Genomic DNA, 14972 nt, shown 5'->3' on the forward strand with positions numbered 1-14972 from the left:
CTCTACGAGGTGGCCGCGCACTGCACGAAGACGGATTGAGCGCCTTGAGGGGGAGGCGCCGCGTGGCACCGACGGAGGACACAGGCGACCGTGGACGCGCAAGGCCCTGGCGGGGCGGGTGACTTCGACCCAGCCGATCAGTGGGTGTTCGACCCGAATACGGGCAACTACGAGCTGCGGCTGAATCCCGCCGAGACATCGGCGGACGACACCACGGAGCTGCGACGGGTCTCCAGACAATCGAAGAATGACGACGCCACCGGCTCCGAGCCCAGGGGGCGCCGCCGCGCGGCCAAACGGGACGCGGAGAAGGAGCAGGCGACCGGCCCGGTCAGCCGTCGCAAGCCGAAGCCGAAGAAGTCGAAGACGAAGAAGGCGCTCTACTGGGGCAGCGGCACCCTGGCCTTCCTGCTGGTGGGCGGTTCGGCCGCGGCGTACTTCGTCTATCAGCACCTGAACAACAACATCAGCAAGGTCGACGTCGGCGAGAACAACGCCGCGGTCTCCGACGGCCCGATGAACATCCTGCTGATCGGCACCGACCGCCGGGACGGCAAGGGGAACGAGGGCTACGGCGACGCGGGTAGCGTCGGCCACGCCGACACCACCCTGCTGTTCCACGTCTCCGAGGACCGGTCGAACGCGACGGTGCTGAGCTTCCCGCGCGACATGATCACCGACATCCCGGACTGCACCGTGAAGGAAGACGGCCGGAGGAAGAAGATCCCGGGCGAGGACGAGGTGCGGTTCAACACCAGTCTGGGGCAGGAGGGGCGGGACCCCGGCTGCACCTGGCAGACGGTGGAGAAGATCACCGGGCTGGAGATCAACCACTTCATGATGGCCGACTTCAACGCGGTCAAGAGCATGTCCACGGCGGTCGGCGGGGTGGACATCTGCCTCGGCAAGGACATCAACGACCCGAAGTCGCACCTGAATCTGAAGAAGGGTCGGCACACGGTCAAGGGCGAACAGGCCCTGGCGTTCGTCCGGACCCGGCACGCCGTCGGCTTCGGCGGCGACCTGGACCGGATCAAGCTCCAGCAGCAGTTCCTGAGCTCGCTGATGCGCAAGATGAAGGCCAGCGGGACGCTCACCAACCCGGGCAAGATGTGGGACCTGGCCCAGACCGCCACCAAGGCGCTCACCGTGGACACCGGGATCGGCACCGTCTCCAAGCTGGCCTCGCTGGGGAAGAACCTGAGCAAGGTCGACCTCAAGAACGTCACCTTCGCGACGGTTCCGGTCGTCGACAACACCGACGGTGCGACCGTGCTGCTCGACAAGACCAAGGCCGAGCCGCTCTTCTCCATGGTCCGGCAGGACGTCTCGCTGACCGAGGTCAAGAAGAAGGAGAAGGCGGCCAAGGACGAGCAGGCGGAGCGGCTGAAGGGGCCGAAGGCCGATCCCGCCGATGTCCGGGTCAAGGTGCTCAACGGCAGCGGGCAGTTCGGCGCCGCCCAGGAGACCGTCGACTGGATGCAGAACACCGAGGGGATGTCCCGCACCAGCAACGGCGGAAACGCTCCGTCAGAACTGAAGAAGACGACGCTGGAGTACGCTCCCAACCAGGCCGACCAGGCGCGTCGGCTGGCCGACAGCATGGGGCTGCCCGCCTCCGCCATGAAGGAAGGCAAGAAGGACGCCGAGCCGATGGCGGAGATGACCCTGACGCTGGGCGCGGACTTCAAGGGCGCCGGCACACCGATCTCCGCCCCGTCGAAGGCGCCGAAGGACATTCAGAGGGTCGAGGCCGACGACAAGGACGTCTGCGCCAAGTGACCGTCGCCGGCCAGCGGATCCATCTCGTCCATCGGGGTCCTTCGGGCCGGACGACCGAGAGACTGCGGGGAGGGCCCGATGCGGCAGAGCAGTGTGCGGGGGGAGAGAGGGCGGCGGGCCACCGTTCCCGAACCACGTGAAAGCGGTAAGGAGGACAGCCCGCCGGAAGGGGAGGGCCCCGCGTCGCGCGGCGCGGGGCGCCGGCCAGGTGGCAAGGGGCGGCCGAAGCGGAGCCGCGGGGTGCGGATCCTGCGCTGGACCGCTCTGACGCTGGCCGTGCTGGTACTCGGCGCGGCCGCCGCCGGATATTTCTACTACGAACACCTGAACGGCAATCTGAAGAAGGAGGCTCTGGACCTCGGCGACAGCAAGATCGGCAAGCCCGAGCCCAACGCCGCCGGACAGACCCCCCTCAACATCCTGCTCATCGGCTCCGACAGCCGGAACACCGCGGAGAACGTCAAGCTGGGCGGCGCCAAGCAGGACGCGGACCGCAAGCCGCTGGGCGATGTGCAGATGCTGGTGCATGTCTCGGCCGACCGCAGCAACATGTCGGTGGTCAGCATCCCGCGCGACACCCGGGTGACCATCCCCCGGTGCACCGATCCGCACGACGGCACGGTGTATCCGAAGACCGAGGGGGCCATCAACCAGTCGCTCCAGCACGGCGGCCCCGGCTGCACGGTCGCCACCTGGAAGGAGCTCACCGGCGTCTACATCGATCACTTCATGATGATCGACTTCTCCGGGGTGGTCTCCATGGCGGACGCCATCGGCGGCGTCCCGGTGTGTGTGGACAACAACGTCTACTCGCACGACAGCAAGGGCCATGGCTCCGGGCTGAAGCTGACCAAGGGCACCCACAACGTCAAGGGCGTCCAGGCCCTCCAGTGGCTGCGCACCCGCTACGGCTTCGAGGACAACAGCGACATCGGCCGGGCCAAGGCCCAGCACATGTATATGACGTCGATGATCCGCCAGCTGAAGTCGGGCACCAAGCTCAGCGACCCGGGCAAGCTGATGGACCTGGCGGAGGCCGCCACCGACGCGCTGACCGTGGACCACGGCCTCGGGACCGTCAAGAAGTTGTACGACCTGGGCAATGACCTCAAGCGGGTGCCGACCAAGCGCACCACGATGATCACCATGCCCTGGGAGTACGGCGGCGGCGGGGAGTACGTACTGCCCAAGCCGGGCGACGCCGAGCAGACCTTCTCGCTGCTGCGCAACGACATAAGCCTGGACGGCAAGGACAAGAAGAAGCCCGACGCCACCCCGGCGCCCACCGCGCCCAAGGAGCAGCTCCCGGTGGTGGTGCAGAACGGCACCGCGAGCACCGTCCTGGGGCCGGTCTCCGGCCGGGCGGGGGTCATCACCTCCGAGCTGGCGCGGCTGGGCTACGCCAAGGCCACCGCGAACACGATGCTCATCTCGCAGGCCGACACCACCGTCCTCTACCCGGGCGAGGACCGGCAGGGCGACGCCCTGGCCGTGGCCAAGGCGCTGAAGCTGCCGAAGTCCGCGGTGAAGTCGTCGAAGTCGGTGCGGGAGATCACCCTCGTGGTCGGCAACGACTGGCGCGAGGGCACCGCCTATCCGAAGGCGGCGGCGGACGACGGCGACAAGACGCCCAAGAGCGCGGACGCGCTCAACGGCGAGGAGAAGGGCTGTATGAAGGTCAACGCGGGCTACACCTTCTGACGCCCGGCACGGCATGCGAAGGGGCCGGACCCGATGCGGGTCCGGCCCCTTCGGCGTACGTGACGTACGTGGGTACGCGGGTACGTGGCGTACGTGGCGTACTGGACCGGCTACGGCGCCATGACCGCCGGGCGGCGGCTGGCGATGACCTTCTTGGCGAGCGCCCGCGGGCTGGTCAGAAAGCCCCAGCCCCACGACATGTGCATGGTCGCGAGCGCCACCGGGATCCGCAGCCGGGCCGCCACCGGAAGCCCCTTGCCCGCAGGGAGCGAGCCCGCGACGATCGCGGCCAGATAGCCGCCGGGGATCACGAAGCCCCACGGGGTGACGGCCGCGCCCAGCACGATGCCCGCCGCGATGGCGACGACGGCGGTCGGCGGGGCGAGGTAGCGCAGATTGATCGAGCCCTGGTGGAAGCGGGCCACGACATGGCGCCAGCGGCCGTAGTCCTTGTACTGCTTGGCGAGGGCCCGCACGTTCGGCCGGGGCCGGTAGGAGACCTTCAGCTCGGGCGAGAACCAGATCAGCCCGCCGGCCTCGCGGATCCGGAAGTTCAGCTCCCAGTCCTGGGCGCGGATGAACTCCTCGTTGTAGCCGCCCTGCTGCTCCAGCGCCTCGCGCCGGAAGACGCCCAGATAGACGGTCTCGGCGGGGGCCGCCTCACCACCGGTGTGGAAGGCCGCGTTGCCCACTCCGATCTTGGAGGTCATGGCGGCGGCAACGGCCTTCTCCCAGTCGTTCTCGCCCTCGGCGTGCATGAGCCCGCCGACGTTCTGCGCGCCGGTCTCCTCCAGGAGCCGTACGGCGGTCGCGATGTAGTCGGGCGAGAGCATGCCGTGGCCGTCGACCCGGACCACCACCGGATGGCGGGACGCCTTGATCGCCGCGTTCAGGGCGGCGGGGGTGCGGCCCGTGGGGTTGGGGACCGTATGCACCCGGGGGTCCTCCGCCACCAGTTCGGCGGCGATCTCGTCGGTGCGGTCCGCGGACGGGCCGAGCGCGATCACCACCTCCATCTCACCGTCGTACTCCTGCTCCAGGATGTGCCGCACGGCATTGCGCAGATGGCGTTCCTCATTGAGCACCGGCATGATCACGGAGACGGCCGGGAGCTGATGCGGGGGCATGGCACCTCGGGGTTCGGGGGCCGGGCCCCAGGAGACTGGAGGCAGGGGCCCCAAGAGACTGCGGTTTCCGGGCCACGTTACCGCGAATGGAGGACCCCGGAGCGCGCCGCCCGGGTGGCAGCGCCCCGTACGGGCGGCGTGGGGCCATCAAGGCGATCGTCGTATGGGCCTACGGTGAGGCGGTTCCGCCCAGCCCGCCGAGGATCACGGAGGCCCCGGAGTGAGTGCACCGGCCCGATCGCCGCGCCCGTCGCGCCCCCGCTCCCGCCGCCCCCGCTGGGGGCTGCGGCTGGCCACGGGCGCCGCCTGTCTGGTGCTGGCGGTCAGCGGTATCGGGCATCTGCTGGTCAGGGAGCTCGATTCCGGGATCCACCGGGTGGATGCCTTCGGCGGCCTGGACAACCGGCCGAAGAACACCGGCGGGGGCGTCAACTTCCTCGTGGTCGGCACGGACGGCCGGGAGAGGATCACGCCTCGGGAGAAGGCGCTGTACCGGCTGGGCGGAGCCCCCTGCCGCTGCACCGACACGATCATGCTGATGCATCTGTCGGGCGACCACCGCCGGGTCAGCACGGTCAGCCTGCCCCGCGACTCGTACGCCAGGATCCCCGCGTACACCGACGCCACCGGCAAGCGCCACCCGAGCCATCCGCGGAAGCTCAACGCCGCGTACGCCGAGGGCGGGCCGAGCCTGACCGTGCGCACCGTGGAGCATCTGACCGGCGTCCATGTCGACCACTACCTCGAGGTGGACTTCACCAGCTTCATGAAGACGGTCGATGTGCTCGGCGGGGTGAAGATCTGCACCGCGCGGCCGCTCAAGGACGACCACACCGGTCTCGACCTGCCGGCCGGCACCCATGTGCTGAACGGCGGCCAGGCTTTGCAGTACGTCCGCTCCCGGCATGTGGACGGCACCTCCGACCTGGGCCGGATCCAGCGGCAGCAGCGCTTCATGGCCGCCGTGGTCCACCAGACCACGGCCGGGCGCATCCTGCTCAACCCGGTGCGGTTCAACCGGGTGGCCGGGGCCCTGCTGGGCTCGGTCCGCGCGGACCACGGCTTCAGCGCGGAGGACCTGGTCGCCCTGGGGCGGGCGATGAGCGGGGTCACCCCCGCGTCCTCGGAGTTCGCCTCGGTCCCGGTGGTGCTGCCCGGTGTGCCGGTGAAGGGGGCCGGGTCCACGCTCCGCTGGAACCGGGCCAAGGCCGAGCGGCTCTTCACCACCCTCCGCGCGGACCGGCCGCTCGTCACCCACCGCCCGAAGCGTGCCCGGGCCATCCCGGTGGACGTGGACCCGGCCCGGATCCGGGTGCATGTGCTCAACGGCACCAATACGACGGGGCTCGCCCGCCGCGCGGACCGCGCGCTGCACGCCACCGGCTTCGCCGCCACCGGCTCCCCCGCCGACGCCGCGACCCCCGACGTCCGGCACACGGTGATCGCGTACGACCCCATCTGGGACCGCTCGGCGCGCTCACTGGCGGCCGCGGTGCCCGGGGCCCGGCTGAAGCCGGTGGCCGGGCAGGGCGCGGTGATGCAGATCACGATCGGCGCGGACTACAAGGGCGTACGGCCGGTCCGGGTCGAGGCGCCGAAGACCGACACCGCCGGGTTCGGGGCCGTCACCGGCGACGAGGTCGTCTGCCCCGAGGGCGGCGCCACCCGCTCCCTCTGACCCCGGGCGTCACGGCCGGTCGACGCTGACCTCGGGGTCACGGCCGGTCGGCGCTGCCCCGGGCGTCACGGCCGGTCGGCGCCCTCGATGGCGTCATCGGCGCGTCCGGCGGTGTTTCGCTGGGCGCGGAGTTCCTTGATCGCGCGGCGCCGGGCCAGCCGGTGGGTCCGGCGGATCTCGGCCTCCTGATAGCGCCGCTTGTCCCGCTCGCTCTCCGGGAGGACCGGGGGCACGGGCCGGGGCTTGCCGTCGGCGTCGACGGCGGCGAAGACCAGATAGGCGCTGCCGACCTGGGTGGCGGGCGTGGACTCGTTCCACCGCTCGGCCAGCACCCGCACCCCGATCTCCATGGAGGACCGGCCGGTCCAGTTGACCTGGGCCTTCACATGGACGAGGTCGCCGACTCTGACGGGCTCGAGGAAGGCCATCTCGTCCATCGACGCGGTGACCGCGGGCCCCTCGGAGTGGCGTCCGGCGACCGCCCCGGCGGCGTCGTCCACCAGCTTCATGATCACTCCGCCGTGCACGGTCCCGAGGAGATTGGTGTCACTGCCGGTCATGATGTGTGACAGCGTGGTACGAGAGGCGGAGGTGGGCTTTCCCGGAAGCTCCGGTTCCGCACCCTGGGCCTGTTTGGTCATGTCGTCCACCTTATGCGGACCGGATTCTTATCAGGTCTGCAACAGCCCTGCCGCGATCCGGCACCCGCCCTGTAATGCGACCTACCCGACCAGGCACACTGCCTTGCATGAGCGAATGGCCCCAGGGATGGTCCGGCGACGGTAGCGGCCGGTACGGACGTGGTAGCGGCAGCGCCGAGCCGGAAGGGGCTCGCGCCATGCCACAGGTGAGGCGCGGAGCGCCCGGTGCGGGCGGTCCACCGCCGTACGACGAGCCCCCGCTGCCGCCCGACCTCTCGCCGCGCGGCACCGTTCCGCGGCAGCAGGCGTCCCAGGGCTATGACGACTACGACGACGGTTACAACACCGGTCAGGTCTACGGCGGCGGCAACCGCGGACCGGGCGGCAACGGCCCCGGTGGCCCCGGCGGCCCCGGCCCGCGCCCGGTGAGGCCGAAGAACTGGAAGCGCCGGATAACCATCGGCCTGGTCACCCTGATCGTCCTGCTGCTCGCCGTCGGCATAGGAACCTACATCTGGGCCGACTCCAAGCTCCGCAACGAGGTGGACCTGAGCAAGGTCGAGGACCGGCCGAGCGGCGGCAAGGGCACCAACTACCTGATCGTCGGTTCCGACAGCCGCGAGGGCATGTCCGAGGAGGACAAGAAGAAGCTGCACACCGGCTCGGCCGACGGCCGGCGCACCGACTCCATGATCCTTCTCCATGTCGGTGACAACGGCAACACCATGATCAGCCTCCCGCGTGACTCCTGGGTCACCATCCCGGCCTTCACCGGCTCGGAGAGCGGCCGGCGGATCCCGCAGAGCCAGAACAAGCTCAACGCCTCGTTCTCCTCCGAGGGCCCCGGGCTGCTCGTCCGCACGATCGAGTACAACACCGGTCTGAAGATCGACCACTACGCGGAGATCGGCTTCGACGGCTTCGCCAACCTGGTGGACGGCGTCGGCGGCGTCGACATCGACATCCCGCAGGACATGAAGGACAAGAAGTCCGGCAATGACCTGAAGAAGGGCAAGCAGACGCTGAACGGCCAGCAGGCGCTCGCCTTCGTCCGGCAGCGCTACGGCCTCGCGGGCGGCGACCTGGACCGCACCAAGAACCAGCAGAAGTTCCTGTCCGCGCTGGCCAACAAGGCGGCCTCGCCGAGCACGATCATGAACCCGTTCAAGCTCTACCCGACGATGGGCGCCGGCCTGGACAACCTGATCGTCGACAAGGACATGAGCCTGTGGGACGTGAAGGACATGTTCTTCGCGATGAAGGGCGTCTCCGGCGGCGACGGCAAGCAGATGAACATGCCGATCTCCAACCCCGGCCTGGCCACCTCCAAGGGCAGCGCGGTGCAGTGGGACATGACGAAGGTCAAGCAGCTGATGAGCGAGCTGAAGAACGACGACAAGGTCACCGTCTCCAGCAACTGATCCGGACCATCCGGACCGGAAAAGACCGCTGCCGGGCCCGTCGGGCCCGGCAGCGGTCTTTTGCGTGAGGGGACTACGGAAGGTTGCGCGCCATCACGATGCGCTGGACCTGGTTGGTGCCCTCGTAGATCTGCGTGCAGGCCGTAGGGCCGTGACTTGCATGAACGCCCCCTTCAGAAGGGGTCTCCCCAGGATTTCCCCATGATCACTGGGCTCCCGGGGCCGCTGTTGGTCATGCGTTGGTCACGTGACCAACCCTGTCTGAACTGCGGCGAGCCCCGCCCATCCGTCCCAGGGGGTAGATCGGATGGGCGGGGCGATCAAGGGGGCTCAGCGCCCGCTGCTCAGTTCCTTACAGACTTCGGCACTCGTGGGCCGGTCGGCCGGATCGGGGCTGAGCATGGCTTTGATGAGCTTGCCGAGCACTCCGGGCACGTTCACCGGGCGGTGCGGTCCGTCCACGATGGCTTGCCGCTGATCCTTGCGGCTGGCGTCGTCCGGGTACGCGACGTGGCGCAGTCCGGTCGCGCTGATGAAGAGCGAGGCGCCAAGGGCGTAGACGTCCGCTGCCATGGTCGGGATGGCCGTACCAGTCTCCAGCACGCTCCGGGAGATCTCGGGGCTCTCGTAGTGCACCAGACAGCCGCGATAGCTGAAGTCATACGCGGCGGGGATGGCGCCGCCGTGAGCCAGGGCGAGATCAATGAGGGCCGTTCCCTCATCGCTGATGATCAGGTGTGCGGGTTGAATGTCTCCGTGTGCCCACCCCGTGGCGTGCAACGCGGCTACGGCTTCCGCGCACGACAGTGCTTCACCTAGGTCGGGCTCTGATGAGGCCCCTTCGGCGCGGTGCGGGTGCCACAGGTCGTACAGGCTGTCGCCCTGGTGCCAGGGCTGGATGTTCCAGGTGCCGTGTTCCCATTCGCCGTAGCTGACGTTGCCCCTGTTGAGCTGCTGCAAGATCGCACCCTCGCGGCCGGGGGCCAGGGCCGTCCATTCCTGGGCCTCCCATTCGCTTGTTGCTTTGATTGGGTAGCCGAGCTTCACGGCATACCGGCCCTGCTGCGTCTCGACCTCCCAAACAGTTGACCCGCGCCGGTCGAGTACGAGCCGCCTTCCTGAAGCCACCAGCGTCTCTAAGACGCTGGTGGGGATCTCGTACGACGCTGCTTCGGCCACGAAATCTGATCCTCTCTAGAAGAGCGAACCGCCCCTCAGCATGTGCCGAGGGGCGGCCGTGTCTCACATCACCGGCCGGAGATTACTCCGCCTGTCCGTACGGTCGTCCGCAGTCGGAATCGCACTGCGCGGCGTTCTCGCCGTTCACGGTCCACAGGTCATCGAAGACCATGAAGCCCGCTGCCTTCATGGCGTGCGCGCTGGCTGTGACGGCTTCCAGGGTGCGCCCGCCGCCACCGGGGCCGGGGTTGTGGTGCAGGAAGCGCCCGGCGTGCTGGTCGCAGAACTCCCCGTACGCCTTGGTGTGCAGGAGGAAGGCGTGCAGACCCATGTCCACGTCGTCCGACGGGACCATGGGCACGGTGGCGGTGGCCACGGTCGCGAGGAACGCAATCGCCTGGTCGGCGATGCGCTCGGCCCGCTCCGGGGTCTGCGCGTTGTGGGTGGCCACGAAGTGGGCGAGGCTACCGAATAACTCTTCGCTGACCAGTGACCGGCCGGTCCGCTGGTCGTTCACTACTGCTGTCATTGCTGTGATCCTTCCCTGGTTGGAGTGGTGCACGGCACTTGCTGACCCGCCCCGACCGCTAGCCCTTCCTGTTGCGAACGATCGGGGCGGGGGCTCACCCACCCACCAGGCGGGAATCAACACCGTCCGGCGGGTGGAGTCATGGGATGCGTCAGGGCTACTCGCCGCCGGAGTCGGGATGCGGTCGTGCCTCGTTGGGGAACTGGACGTTCCTGGAGTCAGTCATCCACTCCTGTCCGCCCCTCTGGGGGCGGAGGAACGCGACGAGTGGGCCCGGCATCTGGTGATCGAAGATGAGTTCATCGATGTCACAGACGGCTTGAAGAACGCCCAGACGTCCCGTGGCGGCGTCGTAAGCCTCCTCGCCCGGCTGGGGCCCGTTGTACGGCGTCGGCGCGTTCACCCGATCCACCCCCATCGAGGTCCGAACGGGGGCATCGTGTGACCGTCCGGATGGTGCCGGATCTTCAGTTCAAGATCGGCGGCCAGCCGATAGTCACCGGCTTCCATGGCTTTGGCCTTCTCCTGCTTCAGCCGGGTGCACGTGGCACACGAGGTCATCGGGTCAGCCCCCCGCGCCCAAGGTGCTTGTCAATCCTCTGATTCAGGGCGTCCGCACGCTCGTCCAACTCCTCCTGAGTCGGGGGCTTGGGCGGGCCTTGCTGTGCCTCCTGCGGTTGGGCTGGAGGCTCGATCGCGCTCACCGCGAGACCCCCACAGCTCGCTGCCGCTCGTGCCGGAGGACGTACAACGGCACGGGGTCGGTGTCCCAAGCGATCGGGAAACGGCCTTCAGCCGGGATACGCGGGAGCTGAAGCGTGGGCGAGTCTGCGTTACAGACAGGCACGCAGGCCGGGGCGGGCACGGGCACGGCAGCGGGTGCCGGTGCGAACCTTGAGGTATCGACTGTCCGATGGCGACCGGTGGCGGGGAATAACCTGCGCAGCCACGGCCTCATGGATCGGGCGATACGCTCTCTCATGTTGACGCTCCTTCGTAGCGTTGGCCATGCCCCCGGACCGGTCGCACGGTTGCGGGGGTCCTTCTCGCTCTAGGCAACCGCTCCACTACGCATCGCGGTACCGTGGCAAGAGCGGCAGTTTTTAAGAGCTTTAAGCGCCTGCTTTAGCCGGGGAGTTGAGCGTGTCGTGGGTGAGCGGGAGCCGAACGAGAGCCTGGAACGGCTGTTCCGAGAGACCGGGTGGACGCTGCGACAGCTCGTCCAGGAGGTCAACCGCATTGGCACCGAACGCGGAACGCCACAGAAGTACCGGGAGCCGTCCGCCCATCAGTGGCTCAAGGGGCACATGCCGAAAGAGGCTGCCCGACCGCTGATCTTGGAGGCGTTCGCCCGGAAGCTGGGCCGACCGATCACGCACGCTGAGGCAGGATTCCCCCTGCCTGCCAACGAGTCGAACGCACGCCCGAGTACCGTTGAGGCCTTGATCGACTTGGGGAGGCAGGACATGGACCCTTCGCGCCGCAGCGTCCTTGGCGTGAGCCTCTTCTCTGTCGCGTTGACTGTGCCCAACTGGCCGGACGTTGTAGGCCGGATGGAAGCCATTCAGACAGAGCAGGTGCAGCGCATCGGGATGCCTGACGTCCATACGGTCGTAGCGATGACCGAACGGATCTCAGAGCTTGATGATCAGTTCGGTGGCCGACACGCACGCCCCATGGCCGCAGCTTTCCTTGTCAATACGGTGGCTCCGTACCTTCGAGCCGACGCCACAGAAGAAGTCCGCAAAGCGATGATGTCGGCTGCGTCGGACCTGTGTTACCTCACCGGGTACATGGCTGTGGATGAAGGGGTTCACGGACTGGCTCAGAAGTATTACTTGAAGGCTTTGGAATTGGCTGGAGCCTCAGAGGATCACCTAACTTACTGCACCACGCTGCGAGGGATGAGCGTTCAGGCAGTCGATCTAGGGCATGGCAGGACCGCGATGCGGCTTGCCGATGCCGCTGCTGCCGCGTCCCCCAAGGCCGGTCCCAGGATGCGGGCATTTCTCGCTGGCCAACAGGCGCACGCTTCGGCGCAGATTGGCGAAAAGACCAAGGCTCTCATGTACCTTCGGGAAGCAGAAATTGCTATGGATAAGGCCGAGTCTCAACAGAAAGCATTCGGGTCATATGATCCGGCGGCCTTGAACTATCACACCAGCCAGGTTCGCTATGAGCTCGGTGATGTGACTGGTGCAGTCGAAGCAATGAAGCAGTCAGACCGATTGAGGTATGACGTTTATCGGCGCACTCGCGTCAAGGAGCGGGCCATTCTGGCCGAACGGCAAATCGCTATAGGACATGTGGAAGCAGCATGCGCCACTTGGCACAGCGCGCTTGACGACTACCCGCTAGTCCAATCAGGGAGGGCCGATCAGCGAATGCAAAGCATGCTGAAACTGATCAAGCCGCACCTAAAGAATCATGCCGCCCGCGACCTGAATGACCGCGCACGAATGGTCATGCCTGCCTCGCTGCTGGTCTGAGAAATGCGCGTGCCCCGACCGGATAACTCCGGCCGGGGCACTTTCTTTGGTTGGTCAGAGGAGAGCACGGAAGGGGTTGGATCGGTTGAGGGGGGTGGGCCACTTCACGGAGTGGGCAGTAACCCTGCTAGGGGAGGCTCCTGGCCATCACGATGCGCTGGACCTGGTTGGTGCCCTCGTAGATCTGTGTTTTACCCATCACCCGGCTCTGGCCTGCGCATACGCCCCCCCAGAGGGCATCCTCCAGGATTTCCCCGTGCTCACTTACCCGTCCGCACAGGCCACGAGTCACCGCCGATCACGTGGTTCACAGGTACACGCCTCGGTGTGTGGCCCACGCCTCAGTTGCCTCAGCCATGGCAGCCAGCCACCGCTCTCCGGGCCTTCGAAGAGCCCTGTGGCGGTTCATACGGGCGTAGGCCACCGCGAAGGCGTCGATGGCCTTCGGGTCGGCGTTCGCCCAGGCCGCGCATGTGGACACCCACGACTCAGCACTCTCCGGCGTGTGGTCGGCGGCAACGAGCTGCACCACGAGCATGGCCGGATCGATGAACGCCGCGCCCCTGGTCGGCCAAGACCAGTCCACGACCCAGGACCGCTGGCCGATAAGCAGGTTGCTCGGGTTGATATCCGCGTGGAGGAGCGTGTCGCCCCGGAACAGGGCTGGAGCGCCCCTGTCGGCGAACCAGTCCCACCTGGTCTCTGTCCAGCCCTGGACGACCCTCGGAAGCTCCATGTCGTGGATGCGATTGAGAAGATCCACAACCACCGGCAGGTCTGCTGAGGCAGGCGTGAAGTCGGTCTCTCGTCCCTTGACCAACTCGAACCCGAGGACGATCCATTCCTCGTCTTCAACTGACCAGAGCAGGGCCGGGGCGACCGATCGAACGAACGGGTTGATCACCTTCTCCCGCACCATCTGATCACGCCGACCACCGGGGCGGTTCTTCATCGCCTTGACGAAGAAGGGCCCGTTCTCGCAATCGACGACGGCAAGGAGATCCGTGCTGAACCCGTGCCCGTCAGGCGGACCGATACGGGTCACCTGGCCCGTGTACGGCCTGATCAACGCCCTGAACCCGGGGCCGGGATCGAGAGGCATCAGGACGCTATCTCCTTGGGTTGCAGTAGGTAGACGGACTGCCTGGGCTGCATTCCTGATCATCAGGGCCGCATGCGGCAGGCACTTGTCCTTGGGGGGCGCAGGGGGTTTGGGCAGGGTAACAAGGGCTCTGGTCGGGATAGCAGCTTTGGGGCTCGCATTGCAGCTCGGGCCGAGTGCGGACCGCGCTGCGGATCGCCACGTTCGCCTCGGTCATGGCAGCGCTGCCGAGGATGGCGGCCAAGGCGTCTTCCTGAACGTTCCCTACGCTCATCCAACCTGAGAAGACGCACGGGGAAACCTCGCCACCAGGGCCGATGGCAGCTCTGCCGGAGCCGCATCGGCCGCAGAGCCCAGATGCGTCCGAGTCCTGGCCCTGCCCACCCCGTCCGAAGGGGCGAACGTAATCCACACCGATCCTCGTCACGCCCAAGGCCTCAAGATCACGCCGGGCCGCGTCGATGGTCTCCTCGCTATCGCCGATGACCCCCACACGCAGCGGGATGCCCAGTCGAACGGCTTTCGCGATGTTCTTCCGCGTCCGGGCATGGCTGGGGCGGCCGGTCATCGCATTGTGGTCCGCAGCCTGGTCCGAGTAGTACGACGTGGCAAGGCCGCCCCCTTCTCGCTGAAGGAGCGTCCACCACTCCGCCGCGATGTGGACGAGATTGCTAAAGATCTCGACGTGCAGGCCGAGGACCAGCGCGTGCTCGGCAAGGGTGGCGGCGTGAGGGTGCATGGTCGGCTCGCCGCCGATGAACTGAACGCTGCGGACGCCCAGGCGTGCGGCCTGGTCCAGGACGCTGATCCAGTCGTCGCGGGCCATGGCACCGTGGGTACCGTCGGGCCCGGATGAGTTGTAGCAGTGCGTGCAGCGGAGCTGGCACTTCCGTGTCAGGTCCAGCCACAGGAACCGGGGTGTCATCGTCTGCGCTTCCGCGACCGTTGTCACTGGCCTGTCCCTTCTTGCCACGCGATCGCTCACGCCGCCGCGTGGCGCTCAACAGGGGGACGCTCAAAGACCAGCCTACGAAGGCAGGTTGAACGGGAGTAGACCGCCGCTAGGGCACGGTGACTCTGGCGTCTTCGATTGCCTGCCGCGGGGCAGGCAATCGAAGACGCCCTGGGACGCTGACCCGCAGCAAAGGCTCTACGGAAGGTTGCGCGCCATCACGATCCGCTGGACTTGGTTCGTGCCCTCATAAATCTGCGTGATCTTGGCGTCACGCATCATCCGCTCGAGCGGGTAGTCACGGGTGTAGCCGTAGCCGCCGAGCAGCTGGACGGCGTCCGTGGTGATCTCCATCGCGGCGTCGGAGGCGT

Annotated in this window: 14 protein-coding genes; 6 read left to right on the forward strand and 8 right to left on the reverse strand. The window is 67.5% G+C overall.

All coding sequences use genetic code 11. The features are described from left to right. Positions 1-90 precede the first annotated feature (90 nt). Together ABD329_RS43750 and ABD329_RS43755 are read left to right on the forward strand one after the other, a co-directional pair. Positions 91-1782, forward strand: coding sequence for an LCP family protein (locus ABD329_RS43750; protein WP_198281018.1), 1692 nt, complete (start codon positions 91-93; stop codon positions 1780-1782). A 78-nt stretch (positions 1783-1860) separates the two neighbouring features. Continuing rightward, positions 1861-3483 (forward strand): LCP family protein, encoded by a 1623-nt coding sequence (locus ABD329_RS43755; protein WP_198281017.1) that lies wholly within the window; start codon positions 1861-1863, stop codon positions 3481-3483. Positions 3484-3593: 110 nt separating this feature from the next. Here ABD329_RS43755 and ABD329_RS43760 read toward each other — a convergent pair whose 3' ends face one another. Then, entirely contained in the window at positions 3594-4610 is a 1017-nt protein-coding gene (locus tag ABD329_RS43760; protein WP_344317913.1) for a glycosyltransferase family 2 protein, read from the reverse strand. An 86-nt stretch (positions 4611-4696) separates the two neighbouring features. Between ABD329_RS43760 and ABD329_RS43765 the strand changes: the two genes are divergently transcribed. Both ABD329_RS43765 and ABD329_RS43770 read left to right on the forward strand, forming a co-directional pair. Continuing rightward, positions 4697-4834, forward strand: a complete 138-nt coding sequence (locus ABD329_RS43765; RefSeq protein WP_198279454.1) for a hypothetical protein — start codon at positions 4697-4699, stop codon at positions 4832-4834. Beyond that, the gene (locus tag ABD329_RS43770; RefSeq protein WP_198279453.1) at positions 4831-6288 is read left to right on the forward strand and encodes an LCP family protein; all 1458 of its coding nucleotides are present in this window, start codon (positions 4831-4833) and stop codon (positions 6286-6288) included. The genes ABD329_RS43765 and ABD329_RS43770 overlap by 4 nt, the downstream gene beginning before the upstream one ends. Positions 6289-6353: 65 nt before the next feature. Here the strand turns inward: ABD329_RS43770 and ABD329_RS43775 are convergent, their stop codons facing one another. Continuing rightward, positions 6354-6929 carry an acyl-CoA thioesterase gene (locus ABD329_RS43775; protein WP_198279452.1) on the reverse strand — a complete coding sequence of 192 codons (576 nt, stop codon included), beginning with the start codon at positions 6927-6929 and terminating at the stop codon, positions 6354-6356. A gap of 107 nt (positions 6930-7036) precedes the next feature. On the opposite strand from ABD329_RS43775, the gene ABD329_RS43780 reads away from it, so the two are divergent. Then, a complete protein-coding gene (locus tag ABD329_RS43780) occupies positions 7037-8350 on the forward strand; it encodes an LCP family protein (RefSeq protein WP_198279451.1) in 1314 nt (437 codons plus the stop codon). 330 nt (positions 8351-8680) lie between these two features. Here ABD329_RS43780 and ABD329_RS43785 read toward each other — a convergent pair whose 3' ends face one another. The 3 genes from ABD329_RS43785 to ABD329_RS43795 form a co-directional block, all read right to left on the reverse strand. Beyond that, positions 8681-9529: a protein kinase domain-containing protein gene (locus ABD329_RS43785; RefSeq protein WP_309142830.1), complete on the reverse strand. Its 849-nt coding sequence runs from the start codon at positions 9527-9529 to the stop codon at positions 8681-8683. Positions 9530-9611: 82 nt separating this feature from the next. Next, positions 9612-10058: a glycine-rich domain-containing protein gene (locus tag ABD329_RS43790; RefSeq protein ID WP_198279450.1), complete on the reverse strand. Its 447-nt coding sequence runs from the start codon at positions 10056-10058 to the stop codon at positions 9612-9614. Between the two features lie 157 nt (positions 10059-10215). Beyond that, complete coding sequence (locus tag ABD329_RS43795; RefSeq protein ID WP_309142829.1) at positions 10216-10461, reverse strand: hypothetical protein; 246 nt, start codon at positions 10459-10461, stop codon at positions 10216-10218. Positions 10462-11206: 745 nt separating this feature from the next. On the opposite strand from ABD329_RS43795, the gene ABD329_RS43800 reads away from it, so the two are divergent. Further along, the gene (locus ABD329_RS43800) at positions 11207-12547 is read left to right on the forward strand and encodes an NsdA family TPR-like regulatory protein (RefSeq protein ID WP_198279448.1); all 1341 of its coding nucleotides are present in this window, start codon (positions 11207-11209) and stop codon (positions 12545-12547) included. Between the two features lie 307 nt (positions 12548-12854). Here the strand turns inward: ABD329_RS43800 and ABD329_RS43805 are convergent, their stop codons facing one another. From ABD329_RS43805 to ABD329_RS43815, 3 genes are all read right to left on the reverse strand, one after another. Continuing rightward, positions 12855-13649, reverse strand: coding sequence for a protein kinase family protein (locus ABD329_RS43805; RefSeq protein WP_198279447.1), 795 nt, complete (start codon positions 13647-13649; stop codon positions 12855-12857). Positions 13650-13656: 7 nt separating this feature from the next. Beyond that, positions 13657-14574 (reverse strand): radical SAM/SPASM domain-containing protein, encoded by a 918-nt coding sequence (locus ABD329_RS43810; protein WP_198279456.1) that lies wholly within the window; start codon positions 14572-14574, stop codon positions 13657-13659. 225 nt (positions 14575-14799) lie between these two features. Continuing rightward, the coding region (locus ABD329_RS43815) for an acyl-CoA dehydrogenase family protein (protein ID WP_344317914.1) at positions 14800-14972 on the reverse strand (173 nt) is incomplete at its 5' end.

Source organism: Streptomyces javensis, from assembly GCF_039525925.1.
GTDB classification, from domain to species: domain Bacteria; phylum Actinomycetota; class Actinomycetes; order Streptomycetales; family Streptomycetaceae; genus Streptomyces; species Streptomyces asiaticus.

Bases quoted from the DNA above. Each gene is read 5' to 3' on its own strand.
- ABD329_RS43755 (WP_198281017.1), top strand. From the start codon at position 1,861: ATGCGGCAGAGCAGTGTGCGGGGGGAGAGAGGGCGGCGGGCCACCGTT.
- ABD329_RS43765 (WP_198279454.1), top strand. From the start codon at position 4,697: ATGGAGGACCCCGGAGCGCGCCGCCCGGGTGGCAGCGCCCCGTACGGG.
- ABD329_RS43775 (WP_198279452.1), bottom strand. From the start codon at position 6,929: ATGACCAAACAGGCCCAGGGTGCGGAACCGGAGCTTCCGGGAAAGCCC.
- ABD329_RS43780 (WP_198279451.1), top strand. From the start codon at position 7,037: ATGAGCGAATGGCCCCAGGGATGGTCCGGCGACGGTAGCGGCCGGTAC.
- ABD329_RS43810 (WP_198279456.1), bottom strand. From the start codon at position 14,574: ATGACACCCCGGTTCCTGTGGCTGGACCTGACACGGAAGTGCCAGCTC.
- ABD329_RS43805 (WP_198279447.1), bottom strand. From the start codon at position 13,649: ATGCCTCTCGATCCCGGCCCCGGGTTCAGGGCGTTGATCAGGCCGTAC.
- ABD329_RS43790 (WP_198279450.1), bottom strand. From the start codon at position 10,058: ATGACAGCAGTAGTGAACGACCAGCGGACCGGCCGGTCACTGGTCAGC.
- ABD329_RS43760 (WP_344317913.1), bottom strand. From the start codon at position 4,610: ATGCCCCCGCATCAGCTCCCGGCCGTCTCCGTGATCATGCCGGTGCTC.